At 74.1% G+C, this 13,402-nt stretch carries 15 protein-coding genes; 4 read left to right on the top strand and 11 right to left on the bottom strand.

Features of this window, described 5'->3' with window-relative positions; translation table 11 throughout:
• The first annotated feature begins 54 nt into the window (after positions 1 to 54).
• The gene (locus ACN265_RS12015; protein WP_421407444.1) at positions 55 to 1,533 is read left to right on the top strand and encodes an endo-1,4-beta-xylanase; all 1,479 of its coding nucleotides are present in this window, start codon (positions 55 to 57) and stop codon (positions 1,531 to 1,533) included.
• 208 nt (positions 1,534 to 1,741) lie between these two features.
• Here the strand turns inward: ACN265_RS12015 and ACN265_RS12020 are convergent, their stop codons facing one another.
• The 6 genes from ACN265_RS12020 to ACN265_RS12045 form a co-directional block, all read right to left on the bottom strand.
• The gene (locus ACN265_RS12020) at positions 1,742 to 3,019 is read right to left on the bottom strand and encodes a sulfite oxidase (RefSeq protein WP_421407447.1); all 1,278 of its coding nucleotides are present in this window, start codon (positions 3,017 to 3,019) and stop codon (positions 1,742 to 1,744) included.
• Between the two features lie 97 nt (positions 3,020 to 3,116).
• Entirely contained in the window at positions 3,117 to 3,749 is a 633-nt protein-coding gene (locus tag ACN265_RS12025) for a hypothetical protein (RefSeq protein ID WP_421407449.1), read from the bottom strand.
• Positions 3,746 to 5,164 carry a selenium-binding family protein gene (locus ACN265_RS12030; protein WP_421407450.1) on the bottom strand — a complete coding sequence of 473 codons (1,419 nt, stop codon included), beginning with the start codon at positions 5,162 to 5,164 and terminating at the stop codon, positions 3,746 to 3,748. Before ACN265_RS12030 ends, ACN265_RS12025 begins: the two co-directional genes overlap by 4 nt.
• A gap of 15 nt (positions 5,165 to 5,179) precedes the next feature.
• Positions 5,180 to 5,974 (bottom strand): ABC transporter ATP-binding protein, encoded by a 795-nt coding sequence (locus ACN265_RS12035; protein ID WP_421407451.1) that lies wholly within the window; start codon positions 5,972 to 5,974, stop codon positions 5,180 to 5,182.
• Positions 5,947 to 6,780 (bottom strand): ABC transporter permease, encoded by an 834-nt coding sequence (locus ACN265_RS12040; RefSeq protein ID WP_421407453.1) that lies wholly within the window; start codon positions 6,778 to 6,780, stop codon positions 5,947 to 5,949. Before ACN265_RS12040 ends, ACN265_RS12035 begins: the two co-directional genes overlap by 28 nt.
• Entirely contained in the window at positions 6,777 to 7,748 is a 972-nt protein-coding gene (locus ACN265_RS12045; protein ID WP_421407454.1) for an aliphatic sulfonate ABC transporter substrate-binding protein, read from the bottom strand. Before ACN265_RS12045 ends, ACN265_RS12040 begins: the two co-directional genes overlap by 4 nt.
• 130 nt (positions 7,749 to 7,878) lie before the next feature.
• On the opposite strand from ACN265_RS12045, the gene ACN265_RS12050 reads away from it, so the two are divergent.
• Complete coding sequence (locus ACN265_RS12050; RefSeq protein WP_420117188.1) at positions 7,879 to 9,039, top strand: LLM class flavin-dependent oxidoreductase; 1,161 nt, start codon at positions 7,879 to 7,881, stop codon at positions 9,037 to 9,039.
• A gap of 76 nt (positions 9,040 to 9,115) precedes the next feature.
• On the opposite strand, the gene ACN265_RS12055 is transcribed toward ACN265_RS12050, so the two are convergent.
• On the bottom strand, positions 9,116 to 9,529 hold the full coding sequence (locus tag ACN265_RS12055) for a winged helix-turn-helix transcriptional regulator (protein ID WP_421407456.1): 414 nt from the start codon (positions 9,527 to 9,529) through the stop codon (positions 9,116 to 9,118).
• Positions 9,530 to 9,634: 105 nt separating this feature from the next.
• Between ACN265_RS12055 and ACN265_RS12060 the strand changes: the two genes are divergently transcribed.
• Positions 9,635 to 10,345: a DsbA family oxidoreductase gene (locus ACN265_RS12060; RefSeq protein WP_421407459.1), complete on the top strand. Its 711-nt coding sequence runs from the start codon at positions 9,635 to 9,637 to the stop codon at positions 10,343 to 10,345.
• A 90-nt stretch (positions 10,346 to 10,435) separates the two neighbouring features.
• Positions 10,436 to 11,104, top strand: a complete 669-nt coding sequence (locus tag ACN265_RS12065; RefSeq protein WP_421407462.1) for an NAD(P)-dependent oxidoreductase — start codon at positions 10,436 to 10,438, stop codon at positions 11,102 to 11,104.
• A 51-nt stretch (positions 11,105 to 11,155) separates the two neighbouring features.
• Here ACN265_RS12065 and ACN265_RS12070 read toward each other — a convergent pair whose 3' ends face one another.
• The 4 genes from ACN265_RS12070 to ACN265_RS12085 form a co-directional block, all read right to left on the bottom strand.
• Complete coding sequence (locus tag ACN265_RS12070) at positions 11,156 to 11,662, bottom strand: NUDIX domain-containing protein (protein WP_420117184.1); 507 nt, start codon at positions 11,660 to 11,662, stop codon at positions 11,156 to 11,158.
• Positions 11,663 to 11,696: 34 nt separating this feature from the next.
• Positions 11,697 to 12,287, bottom strand: a complete 591-nt coding sequence (locus ACN265_RS12075; RefSeq protein WP_421407465.1) for an NADAR family protein — start codon at positions 12,285 to 12,287, stop codon at positions 11,697 to 11,699.
• 80 nt (positions 12,288 to 12,367) lie between these two features.
• Positions 12,368 to 13,009: an SRPBCC family protein gene (locus ACN265_RS12080; protein ID WP_421407467.1), complete on the bottom strand. Its 642-nt coding sequence runs from the start codon at positions 13,007 to 13,009 to the stop codon at positions 12,368 to 12,370.
• Positions 13,006 to 13,377 (bottom strand): ArsR/SmtB family transcription factor, encoded by a 372-nt coding sequence (locus tag ACN265_RS12085; RefSeq protein ID WP_204922997.1) that lies wholly within the window; start codon positions 13,375 to 13,377, stop codon positions 13,006 to 13,008. The genes ACN265_RS12080 and ACN265_RS12085 overlap by 4 nt, the downstream gene beginning before the upstream one ends.
• Positions 13,378 to 13,402: the final 25 nt, after the last annotated feature.

Below are 13,402 nucleotides of genomic sequence, written 5' to 3' on the forward strand. Positions count from 1 at the left end.
GCACTCGGGCGAAGGTCGGGACGGTGCATCCCACCGTCTTGAAAGGCTTCTGCCATGAACCAGGTGTCCGCCCGCAGCAGCGGGCGTCGGACCACACCACCGCGGCTGCGTGCCGCCCTGGCCTCGATCGCCACCGGCCTGGTCGCCGTCGGTACCACCGTCGTCCTCGCCGCCAGCGCCAGCGCCGGCACCACCCTCGGTGCCGCCGCCGCCGAGACGGGCCGCTACTTCGGCACCGCGGTGGCGGTGAACAGGCTCTCCGACTCCGTCTACGTCGGCATCCTGAACCGCGAGTTCACCTCGGTCACCGCCGAGAACGAGATGAAGTGGGACGCCACCGAGCCCAGCCCGAACCAGTTCACCTACGCCAGTGGCGACAAGCTGGTCAGCCACGCCGAGGCCTACGGGATGCGGGTCCGCGGTCACGCGCTGGCCTGGCACCAGCAGCAACCGCGCTGGACGGCCGTCCTGTCCGGCACCGCCCTGCGCAACGCCATGCTCAACCACGTCACCCAGGTCGCCACCCACTACCGGGGCAGGATCGACGCGTGGAACGTGGTGAACGAGGCGTTCGCCGACGGTGGCAGCGGTGGGCGTCGTGACTCCAACCTGCAGCGCACCGGTGACGACTGGATCGAGGCGGCGTTCCGGGCCGCCCGGGCCGCCGACCCGGGCGCGAAGCTCTGCTACAACGACTACAACACCGACGGGCAGAACCCGAAGAGCAACGGCGTGTACGCCATGGTCCGGGACTTCAGGGCCCGGGGCGTGCCGATCGACTGCGTCGGCTTCCAGTCCCACTTCACCGCCCAGTCACCGGTGCCGGCGGATTACCAGGCCAACCTCCAGCGTTTCGTCGACCTCGGCGTCGAGGTGCAGATCACCGAGCTGGACATCGAGGGCTCCGGCAGCTCCCAGGCCGACAGCTACTCCCGCGTGGTCCGCGCCTGCCTGGCGATCTCCCGCTGCACCGGCATCACCGTCTCCGGCATCCGGGACACCGACTCGTGGCGGTCCAGCGCCACGCCGCTGCTCTTCGACGGCAACGGCACCAGGAAGCCGGCGTACGCCTCCACGCTGGACGCGCTCAACGCGGGCGGCACCACCGTCCCGCCGACCACGCCGCCGCCCACCACGCCGCCGCCGACGACGACCCCGCCTCCGACGACGACCCCGCCTCCGACGACGACCCCGCCTCCGACGACGACCCCGCCTCCGACCACCACCCCGCCGCCCGGTGACGGTGACTGCGCCACGTCGGTGTCGTTGAACTCCTGGTCCGGCGGCTTCGTGGCCACTGTCAAGGTCACCGCAGGCCCGGCCGGGCTCGACGGGTGGGTGGTCAACCTGACCCTGCCGTCGGATGCCACCGTCACCGCCGTGTGGAGCGCGCAGAGCACCGGCACAGCCGGTGCCGTCAGCTTCCGCAGCGTCAGCTACAACAGCGCCGTCGGTGCGGGTGCCGGCACCGAGTTCGGCTTCCAGGGCACCGGCAGCGGTCCCACCGGCACGGCGACCTGCGCCCGCGCCTGACCGGACACCGACCCCACCCCGGCGCGGCGGCGGCGACCGTCGCGCCGGGGCGGTCCGGCCGCCCGTCGCACCCGGACGGCCGACCCGATCCACGTGGCGGGGGTGGCCCGCCGCCCGTCGACGCCGGACACCCGCCGCCCGGCGGATGCCGGGCAGTCCTGCGGTCGGCGGTCCCGCCGGGTGGCGGTGCGGATGGACGGCGGGCGGGTCAGACCGCCGTCACCGGATGCCGGACCACCCCGTCGAAGAGGTAACCGAGGTCGTTGCCCAGGGCCCGGTCGGGCTGACCGCGGCCGGTCACGTCCACCGCGCGGGCCCGCAGCGTCCACCGGCCGGCGGTCGGCGGACACCACCGCGTCGACCACCGCTGCCAGGGTCCACCCCGGTCCGCCCCGACCAGGGTGGCCGGTCGCCACCCCTCGCCCGTGTCGACCTCGACGCGGTCGATCGGACCGGCCCCGGACCAGGACCGGCCGGTCAGCGTGGTCTCGACGCCGGCCGCCAGCCGGGCGTCCCAGGGCAGCTCGAACGCGCTCTTGACCGACTGGGTGCCGGCCGGCCCGCCGTCGGCCGGCTGGCCGGGACCGAACATCCGGTAGAGGCTGGTGTTCCACGGGGAGAACAGCGGGGTGGTGGAGACCTCGATCGCGCCGACCCACTTGATCGAGGAGATCCCGATCCAGCCGGGCACCACCACCCGGACCGGGAAGCCGTGGTCCGCCGGCAGCGGCGCCCCGTTCATCTCGTACGCGAGCAGCACGTCGTCGAGGGCCTTGCCGATCGGCAGCGGACGGCGTACCCGGCCGAGGCCGACACCCCCGGTGACGTACGGCGGGTCCAGGCCCTCCGGCATGACGTCCACCGCGTCGGCGGTCAACCCGGCGTGCCGTAGCACGGTGGCCAGTGGCACCCCGCGCCAGCGGGCCACCCCGACGCCCCCGAGCCGCCACTGCACCCCGGAGGCCGGGGTGTCCTGCTGGCTGGCGAAGAAGTGCCGCCCGTTGCCGGCGCACTCCACCAGGGCGGGCAGCTCGACGGCGGGCAGCGCGCGCAGGGCGGCGTAGTCGAACTCGACCGGGGCGTGGCGGGTCGGGGCGGCACGCAGGCCGTCGCCGTACAGCCGTAGTCGCCAGGTGTCGGCGTCGATGCGAGGGGTGTGGGTGTGGTTGCGGACGAAGAACCTGTCGTTCGGCACCACGTACCCCCGGCCGGCCATCGCCTCCCAGCGCATCTCGGCGTTGCCGTCGCGGGGCGTGAGCAGCGCGGGGTCGAGCGGCTTGACGATGCCCGGGTCCGCCCCGACCGGCCCGGCGGCGGGCGCGACCGGCTCCCGTGCGTCGGCGGTGGCGGCGAGCGCGCTCATCGCCGTGCCCAGCGCGACCAGGTCGGCGCGGGACACCCCGTCGGCGCGGGCCTGGCCGGCCAGCCACTGCCGGGCCCGGCGGGCGTCGTGGTCGGCCTCGTCGTACGACGCAACGGTGGACACCGGGGCTCCTTCGGCTCGGCGACGGTAACTCCTATTGAATCAGTAGGAGTTGTCCGCCGGGCAGGGCCACTGGCCGACCGGGGCCGGGGCCATTCGGTCAGATCGCCGCGGCCAGCGTCACCACCCCCGCCGCGACCAGCACCCCCGCCCACAACCGGTCCACGTTGAACCAGGCCCGGCGCAGCACCCCGACCCCCAGCACCTCGTACACCAGCAGCGCGATGGTCGACGCGACGGCCAGCATCGCCACGGTGTGCGCCCCGGCGGCGGCCAGTCCGCTCAGCGCTCCGGCCGGCGCCGCCGCCAGGTGCCCGGCGTGCCCGCCGGCCGGCGGGTCGGCCAGCAGCACCGGCAGCAGCATCAACCCGGCACCGTGCGCCGACGACATCAGGAACGACCAGCCGGCCACCTGCGCCGACGACAGCCGCATCCCGGCCCAGCGGAAGTGCCGCCGGGACAACAACCGCCACAGCCCGAACCCGACCAGCACCGTCCCGCCGGTCACCGTCAGCGCGGTGCTGGCGGTGACCGAGCGGGTGGCGGAGACCAGTGCGGCGACCACCGCCACCGAGGCCAGGTGACCCGCCGCGACCGGGGGCAGCGCGGCCAGCAGCGCCGCCCGGCGACGCTCCTGCAACCCCCGGGCGACCGCGAAGAGGCACCCCATCGCCGGGTTCAACCCGTGGAACGCGCCGAGCGCCGCCACCGCCAGCAGGGTCCGCCCGGTCACGGGAAGCAGTACGAGTCGGAGCTGGCGTCGCCGCCCTGCAACCGGGTCTGGTGCACCCGCAGCCCCCGGAACTGCTCGCCGTGCGGGAAGAACCGCACGTCCGGGGTGAGCCCGCCGCGCTCCGGGTCGACGTCCAGCTTGGCCAGCCAGGCGCCCACCCCGTCGGGATAGAACTGGTCGTCCCAGGAGCCGTAGAGCGAGTTGCTGACGTAGACCCGGCGGCCGTCCCGGCTGACCTCCACCATCTGCGGGCCACCGGCCAGGGGCTCGTCCGGCGCGGCCGGGTGGGCGGTGCGGGCCACGATGCCGCCGAGGCGCACCGAGCCGACCAGCACCGGGTGGAACGGGTCGCTGACGTCGTACCGGCGCAGCTCCCCGGTGCCCCAGCAGGAGACGTAGAGGAACCGGTCGTCCACCGACAGGTCGATGTCGGTGACCAGCGGGGGGACCGCGCCGAACGGCTTGAGCAGGTCCGGCAGGTCGGCCGGATCGGCCGGCTCGGCGGGGATGTCGATCACCCGGGTCACCGCCCACCCGGCGTCCGCGCCGTCGCCGTCGCGGTGCCACAACCAGACCGACGCCGACAGGTCCTCGACACTGATCACCACCCCCACGAAGCCGTACGACCGGGTCGGGTCGTGCGCGGGGCGCAGTTCGAGCGGCATCTGGTACTGGTCGCCGAGGTCGACCCGCTGCACGTGCCGGCGCTTGGCGAGGTCCCAGAAGTGGATCGCGTGCCCGTACTTCCGTCCCAGCAGCAGCTCGCCGACGATGCCGTCCTCGATCATCGACGGGGTGCCCCACTCGCTGGTGACCAGCACGTCCTGGGTGAGGTGCCACCACACGTCGTACGCCAGGAACTGCGGGCCCCGGTCGGCCTCCCAGGCTCCCCGGACGGCGAAGGTGGTGTGGTCGAGTACGGCGATGCCGCCCGGACCCTCGGCACCGTCGACGCCGCCGAGCGCCGACAGGTAGATGCCGTCCGGGCCGCAGTGCACGGTGTGCGGGCGGGAGTAGCCGGACCTCTCGGCCAGCTCCTGCGCGCCGATCACCTTCACCAGTTGCGGGGCGCGCGGGTCGGGCCGGGTGTCGAACACGTGGATGCGCGACGACCGCAGCCCCGGCACGATCAGGTAGCGCCGCTCGACGTGCGGATGCGGGGCGGTCGGGCAGAGCGCGCTGCTGCACGCGTTCCAGCCGAAGTGGTGCAGCTCGTCGCCGGTGTGCGGCAGGTCGGTCCAGCCGACCACCCGGCCGTAGTCGGTGGAATCCGGGTCGGTGTCGAGCACGACGATCGCGTCGGGCCGCTGCGCCGTACGGTCGAACGCGGCGACGTAGGCCAGCTTCTCGACGGGCGCGGTGGCCGCCTCGCGGGGGGAGGGGTAGAAGCTCGGGTCGGGTGTCCAGCGGGTCATCGGGGTCTCCCGGGGTCAGACGGCGGGTACGCCGAGGCGGTCGAGCAGCCGGCGACGCAACGCGCCGAAGGCGGGCTGCTCGGGGGAGCGGGCGGGGCGGTCGGCGGCGTGCCCGACGGGACCGAGGTCGACGACGATCTCCTCGGCGATGACGCCCCCGTCGAGCAGCAGGATGCGGTCGGCGAGCAGCAGCGCCTCCTCGACGTCGTGGGTGACCAGCAGGGCGGCGAAGCCGTGCTCGGCGCGCAGCCGCCGCAGCAGGGACTGCATCCGCAGCCGGGTCAGCGCGTCGAGCGCCCCGAACGGCTCGTCGAGCAGCAGCACGTCCGGCTCGCGGACGAGCGCGCGGGCCACCGCGACCCGTTGCGCCTGACCGCCGGAGAGTTCGGCAGGCCAGGCCCGGCGGCGGTCGGCCAGCCCCACCTCGGTCAGCGCCCGGTCCACCCGGGCCCGCACGTCGGGGCCGGTCAGCCCCAGCGCGACGTTGTCGCCGACCCGCTTCCAGGGCAGCAGCCGGTGTTCCTGGAAGACCACGGCGGCGGTGCCCCGCACCCGGGTCCCGCCGGTGGCGTCGGCGTCGAGGCCGGCGAGGATCCGCAGCAGGGTGCTCTTGCCGGAGCCGCTGCCGCCGAGCAGCGCCACCACCTCACCGGCGGCGATGGCCAGGTCGACCCCGGCGAGCACCGGCCGGCCGTCGAAGGCCCGCCGCACCCCGTGGGCGGTGAGCACCGCCGCGTCGCCCGCCCGGTCCGCCGCGTCGCCGGTCCCGTGCGTCGGGCCGGTCAGGTCGCCCGTAGTCCGCGTCGCCATGTCAGGGTCCTCCTCTCCAGCATCCGCAGGGCGAGGTCGGACAGCAGCCCGAGCAGCGCGTAGATGACCAGACCGAGCACCACCACGTCGGTCTGGCTGAACTCCCGGGCCTCCATCATCAGGAAACCGACGCCGGTCTGGGCGTTGACCTGCTCGCCGACGACGAGGCTGAGCCAGGCCGCCCCGATTGCCAGCCGCAGCCCGAGGAACAGCGACGGCAACGCCCCGGGCAGCACCACGTGCCGCAGCCGCGCGGCCGGTCCCAGGCCGCAGGTGCGGGCCGCCTCGACGAGCCGCTCGTCGATGTCCCGGATGCCGGCGTAGGTGTTGAAGTAGATCGGGAAGAACACCCCGAGCGCGACCAGGGTGATCTTCAACGACTCGCCGATCCCCACCCAGATGATCAGTAGTGGGACGAGCCCCAGGTGGGGCAGCATCCGGGCCATCTGCACCGGCGGGTCGACCAGGTCGTCACCGAGCCGGAGCAGGCCGGCGGCGGTACCGAGCACCAGCGCCAGCACCCCGCCGAGCAGCAGCCCGACGCCGGCCCGGGTGAGCGAGTCGAGCAGGTGGACGCCGAGGGTTCCGTCGCCGGTCAGCCGTACGCCGGTGGTGAGCACCCGGCTCGGTGCGGGCAGCTTGTCCGGGGCGAGCAGCCCGGCGCGGGCGGCGGCCTCCCACCCGGCGACGAGCAGGACCGGGCTGACCAGTCGCCACCAGCGCCGCCCGGCCCGACGGCGCGGGTCGGCGTCGGGTGGAGCCGGGACGGCGGCCGGTGGCGCGGTGACCACCACGGTGCTGCTCACTGGAACACCGCGCTGAACCGGTCGTCCACCCGACCGGCGATGTCGACCGGGCCGGGGACGAGTTCGAGGGTGGTGAAGCCGTCCGCGATGGCCTGGAGCTCCGCACCGACGGCGGGGGTGACCGGGGCCAGCGGGCGGGCGCTGCGGGCCAGCGCCCGGGTGGTGACGTCCACCGGGATCTTCAGCTCGGGGGCGAGCACCGTGGCGCGTTCGCCGGGGTTGGCGATGCCCCAGTCGGTGACCTTCCGGTACGTGGTGAGGAAGGCGCGGACGTCGTCGGTGCGGTCCCGCACCACCTCGGGGGAGGCCAGCACGTACTCGCGGTTGCTGGCCAGGCCGGTGGCGTCGGCGAGCACCGTCACCCCGGGCTGCTCGGCGAGGGCGAAGTACGGGTCCCAGATGATCCAGGCGTCGACCTGGCCGTTGTCGAACGCGGGCCGTCCCTCGGCCGGCTTGAGGTACTTGACGTTGATGTCCTTGAGCGTCATGTTGTTCGCCGCCAGTAGCCGGACCAGCAGCCAGTGCACGTTGCTGCCCTTGTTCAGCGCCACCGTCCGGCCGCGCAGGTCGGCGAAGGTCTTCAGGCCGCTGTTCTGCTTGACCAGCACCGCCTCGCCCTGCGGGATCGGGGCCGAGGTGCCGATTACAGAGAAGGGGATCTTCGCGGCGGCGGCGAAGACCGGAGGCGCCTCGCCGACCTGTCCGATGTCGATGGCGCCGGCCTTGAGCGCCTCGGTCAGGGCCGGCCCGCTCTCGAACAGCGACCACTGCGCGTCGGGTGCGGCGTTGCGGGCCTTGACCAGGCTCAGCCCGCCGAAGCGTTGGTAGCCGATGCGCAGCGGGCCCTTGCCGGTCTGCGCGTCGGCGGCGTCTTCGGCGCAGCCGGTGACCCCGCCGACGGCGGCCAGGGACAGGGCGGTGAACAGGGCGGTGGCCAGCCGGCGGAGGCTCCTCGGCGGGGTGGGCATGTCGGCTCCTCGGAAGTGGACGGTGGGCTCGCGACGCCGCAGGTCGGCGGCGCGCAGTAACCTACCAAGCCGATAGGATTTATGGGTAGCCTGTCGTGGTCGTCGTCCCATCCCTCAGGAGGACCCCCCGATGTCGCTGACCTTCCACTGGTTCCTGCCCACCTACGGCGACAGCCGCGACATCGTCGGCGGCGGCCACGGCGTCGCGGTCGGCACCGCCGGTGGGGCCCGTCCCGCCACCGTCGCCTACCTCGGGCAGATCGCCCGCAGCGCCGAGCAGCTCGGCTTCGTCGGCGCGCTCACCCCGACCGGGGCGTGGTGCGAGGACGCCTGGCTGGCCACCGCGATGCTGGCCGAGGTCACCGAACGGCTGAAGTTCCTGGTCGCGTTCCGCCCCGGGCTGCTCTCACCCACCCTCGCCGCCCAGATGGCCGCCACCTTCCAGCGCCTGTCCGGCGGCCGGCTGCTGCTCAACGTGGTCACCGGCGGGGAGTCCGCCGAGCAACGCGCCTACGGCGACTTCCTCGACAAGGACGCCCGGTACGCCCGCACCGACGAGTTCCTGCACGTCGTGCGGTCACTGTGGCGGGGGGAGACCGTCGAGCACGTCGGGGAACACCTGCGCGTCGAGGGCGCCCGGCTGGCCCGGCTGCCCGACCCGGTGCCCCCGGTCTACTTCGGTGGCTCGTCCGCCGCCGCCGGCCCGGTCGCCGCCCGGCACAGCGACGTCTACCTGACCTGGGGTGAGCCGCCCGCCCAGGTGGCCGGCAAGCTTGACCACATCCGTGCCCTGGCGGCCGACGCCGGCCGGTCGCCGCGCTTCGGTATCCGGCTGCACGTCATCGCCCGGGACACCGCCGAGGCGGCCTGGGCGCAGGCCGGCCGGCTGCTCGACGGCATCGACGAGGCCGACATCCGGGCCGCCCAGGAGGGGCTGCGGCGCAGCGAGTCCGAGGGGCAGCGCCGGATGCTGGCCCTGCACGGCGGCAGCCGCGACGGGCTGCAGGTCGCCCCGAACCTCTGGGCCGGGGTGGGGTTGGTCCGGGGCGGGGCCGGCACCGCCCTGGTGGGCAGCCACACCGAGGTCGCCGACCGGATCGCCGAGTACCACGCGCTCGGCATCGACGAGTTCATCCTCTCCGGCCACCCGCACCTGGAGGAGGCGTACTGGTTCGGCGAGGGGGTGCTGCCGATCCTGCGGGCCCGGGGCCTGTGGCGACACCCCGCCGGTGACCAGGCCACCGTCCCGACGCCGAGCGTCCCGTTCGCCCCCCAACCGGCCCGCGGCTGACCCGACGACCCCGACCGGCCGGGCGCGTCGGGTCGGTGCCGGCCGGCGAGGAGGGGGCGCTCCGCTCGCGTGGCGGTCAGGCCCCGGTCATTGCGGCGCGCTCGCGGTTGGCGCGGATCTCGTCGTGGTGGTCGGCGGCCCAGCCGATCAGCGAGGTGACGATCTCGTGCAGGCCGCGGCCCAGCGGGGCGAGGGCGTACTCGACGCGCGGCGGGACCTCGGCGTAGGCGGTGCGGGTGATCAGGCCGTCCTGCCCGAGCTGGCGAAGGGTGAGGCTGAGCATGCGCTGCGAAATGCCGGGGACCTGCCGTTGCAGGTCGGTGTAGCGCAGCGGTCCGGACTCCAGGACCGCGATGATCAGCAGGCTCCACTTGTCGCCGACGCGGTCGAGGGTCTGGCGGATGAAGTCCATGTGCTCGGCAGGGATGGCCGCGCACGGCCCGACCGCCGCCGCCCTCGCCGTCGCCGCTGTTCCGTCGGCCGACTCCATGACGCACATTCCTCTCCGGCACGCACACCGATGTGCCTTTTGTATCGCCTCCCATGCTGGCCTACCGTTGCGCTACGCACAACTCATAAGAAAAGGAGGTACGTGATGAAAGTGGAAATCTGGTCCGAAGTGACCTGCCCCTGGTGCGGCCTCGGGAACCACCGGGTGACCAGGGCCATCGAGCGGTTCGAGCACGCGGACGAGGTGGAAGTGGTCCACCACTCGTTCCCGCTCAGCAGCAGCTTCCCCGAGGGGACCACCTTCCCCGTCCGCGAGGCCCTGCTCCGCCGGCACGGTGTCGACGGCAGCCAGGCCGAGACCTCGACCCGGCGGATCGAGAAGCTCGCCGCGAGCGAGGGGCTGACCCCGTACCAGGTGCTGGACAACACGGTGGGCAACACCGACCTGGCGCACGAGTTCCTCGCCCACGCCAGCGCCCAGGGCAGGAACCGCGCGGCCTGGGACGCGATCTTCACCGCGTACTTCGGCCGGGCCGAGCCGGTCTTCTCCTCCGACGACCTGCTGGGGCTGGCCGACGAACTCGGCCTGGACCGTGAGCAGACCCGCCAGGTGCTCACCGACCGCCGCTACCGCCGGCAGGTCCGCGACGACGCGGCCCGCGCCCAGCGCCTGGGGGCGACCGGCGCGCCGTTCATCGTCGTCGACGACCGCTACGGCGTGCCCGGCGCCCAGGACAGCGACACCCTTCTTGAGCTGCTGCGCACGGTCTGGAACGACAGCCACCCCCGCACCGGCCACGCCGGCGACGACCCGGTCTGCGGACCGGACGGCTGTGCCGTCCCCCAGCGCGCCTGATCCCGGCTGCCCCGCCGCGCGGGCTCTGCCCTGACCGGTCGGCCGGCCGCCTGACCCACCCCGGAACCGAGCGAAAGGCATCTGATCACCATGAGCAAGAACCTCCTGGTCCTCGGCGGCAGCGGCCGTACCGGCGCTCACGTGCTGGCGTACGCGGCTCAGCGCGGCCACCACGTCCGCGCGCTCGTCCGCGACCCCGACCGGGTGCAGGCACCGGCCGGCGTCGAGCTGATCCGGGGCACCCCGGCGACCATCGACGACATCCGCCGGGCCGCCGAAGGCGTCGAGGGGGTGATCAGCGTGCTGAACAACGCCCGCGCCTCCGACAACCCGTGGGCCAGGCCGGTCAGCCCGCCGATGTTCATGACCACCGCCGCCCGCCACACCCTCACCGTCATGGGTGAGCAGGGCATCCGCCGGATCGTGCTGACCTCCACCCAGGGCGCGGGCGACGACTGGGCGCGGCTCAACCCGCTGGTCAGGGCGTTCATCAGGCTGTCGAACATCAGGACGGGCTTCGAGGACCACACCGGTGTCGACCGGGTCGTCCGTGCCGCGTCCGGCATCGACTGGACCCTGGCCCGCGCCGTGACCCTGACCGACAAGCCCGCCGGTGGCCACGTACGGGCCGCCGAGGCCGGCACCGAGAAGCCCGGCGCGCGGATCAACCGCGCCGACCTCGCCCGGTTCCTCGTCCGGACGATCGAGGACGACGCGTGGATCCGCGCAGCGCCCCTGGTCTGGAACACCCGCGGCTGACCCGTCCCGTCAGGATGCGGGCGGTCCCGCCACCAGCAGGGGCGCTCCGCCTCAGGTGCTGGCCAGGAAGTCGGCCAGCACCCGGGTGTGGGTCGAGAAGGCCAGCTCGACCGGCTCGGTGAGGACCAGCCACTCGGTGGCCTCCTCGGTCGGCGTCGACGGGGGGAGCTGCGCGGCCGGCCGCTCCGGCAGCACCCCGAAGACCATCATGGTGCCGCCGTGCGGGGCGCCGTGCACCGCGAACAGCCGGGCCCGCTGCGCCTCGTCGACCAGCCCGGTCTCCTCACGCAGCTCCCGGACCAGCGCCTCGGACCACTCCTCGCCGTACTCGACGAAACCGCCGGGCAGGGCGAGCTGGCCCCGGGCCGGCTCGATGTCCCGGCGTACCACCACCAGGCCGAGCCCGGCGTCGGTCCGCACCGGCAGCAGCGCCACCGCGACCGGGGTCGGGTTGCGCCACACCGTCTGGCCGCAGGCCGCGCAGAACCGGGGCCAGCCGGCGTCCGGCGGGTAGGCCGTCCCGCAGTAGTGGCAGTGCGCGTACGGCAGGACGGTCATGCCGCCGCACGTTACCGCCCCCGGGCCACCCGGCTCAGGGCAGGTCCGCCGTCGGCCCGGGGTCGGTCGGCCGGTCGTCGCGCAGGATCTCCCGGGCTTCCATCAGGGCGAACCCGAGCAGGTTGAGCCCACGCCAGCGGGCCGGGTCCCCGGCGCGCGGGTCGTCGGGGGCCAGCCCGACCCCCCACACCCGGTCGACCGGGCTCGCCTCCACCAGCACCCGGTCCCCGGTGCCCAGCAGGTACGCCCGCAGGTCGGCGTGCTGGCCGAACTTGGCCAGGCTGCCGGCCAGCACGACGGCGTACCGCTCGGCCTCCCACACCGCCTGGTCGAACCTGCGGACCTGGCGGCCGACCGCCTTGGCCTGCTGCGGGTGGCCGGCGGCGAGCACCCGCTCCCCGGCCTCGGCGTCGTCGAACAGCAGCGCCTTGCGCCACATCATCCAGTGCTCGGCGGTGGGGAAGCGCCGCCCGTCGACGGTGAACGACGCCGGCCACCACTGGCTCAGGCAGCCGTGGCCGACCGTGCCGTCCCGCTGCGGCTGGTGCCCCCAGAAGCAGAGGTAGCGCACCCGCTGCCCGGCGCGGTGCAGGGCGAGGACGTCTTCGGCGCGGCGCATCGACATGCCGCCCAGTCTGACCGCCGGCACCGACAGCACGCACCCGGGTTTGCGTCGGGCCGGCCGACCCGGCGCGACCCGTACCGTCAGGCCGGCGGCGCGCCGGTGTACGCGGCGATGGTGCGGGCGGCGGCGGCCCGGGCGGCCTGCGGGTCGGTGCCGCCGGCGATGTCGGCCTCGGCCCACGCCTCGCCGCTGAGCGTCATGAAGCGCCGCCCGTCCTGCGAGCCGATCCATTCGGCGGCCTGCTCGGGGGTGATCCCCCCACCGTCGGCGTCGAGGTGGCTGGCGAGGCCGAGCAGGCCGGAGTCCCAGCCGACGCCGACCGCGCCGGGGCCGTACTCGGTCCACCGGACGTCGTCGACGTGGGCGACGTGTTCCAGGGTGAACCGGGTCCGCTCGTCGCCCTCCGGGGTGAGGTGGACCTCGATCCAGCTGATCTCGTCGCCCATCTCCCAGGTGGCGGCGAAGCTCTTCGGCGGGTCGCAGCGCTGCACCACGCCACCGGCGTTGCCCTCGAACTGGTAGCGGCCGTGCAACCGCAGGTCGCCCGAGATCGGCAGGAACCAGCGCGGGATGCGCTCGGCGTTGGTGCAGGCGTCCCAGAGGTCGTCCAGCGTCGTCGGGTACGTCTGGCTGATGGTCAGCACCCGCGCCTCGCCCGCTTCGAGCGTGCGACTGCCCACGGTGCGTCGTACGGCGCTGATCTGCTGGCTGGTCTCGATCATGAGGTGCTCCGGTGCTCGGTCGGATCGTCCGTCGTGGTGTGCGCCCGCCGTTCGCGCCGACCCCGGGCGATCTCGGTGGCCAGGGCGTCCAGGGCCGGTGTCCAGAACCGGCGGAACCCCTCCAACCACCTGTCGACCTCCCGCAGCGGGGCGGGATCGACCGCGTAGAGCCGGCGGGCGCCCTGCGGGCGGACCGTGGCGAACCCGTTGTCCCGCAGCACCTTGAGGTGCTGCGAGACGGCGGGCTGGGTGATCCCGAACTCCTCCTGGATCACCGCACAGACCCCACCGGCGCTCCGCTCGCCCTGCGCGAGCAGTTCGAGGATGCGCCGACGTACCGGGTCGCCGAGGACGTCGAAGGCGTGCACGGTCCCCTTTGTATCAGGCATCACT

Source organism: Micromonospora sp. WMMD730 (assembly GCF_049178955.1).
Lineage (GTDB): Bacteria > Actinomycetota > Actinomycetes > Mycobacteriales > Micromonosporaceae > Micromonospora > Micromonospora wenchangensis.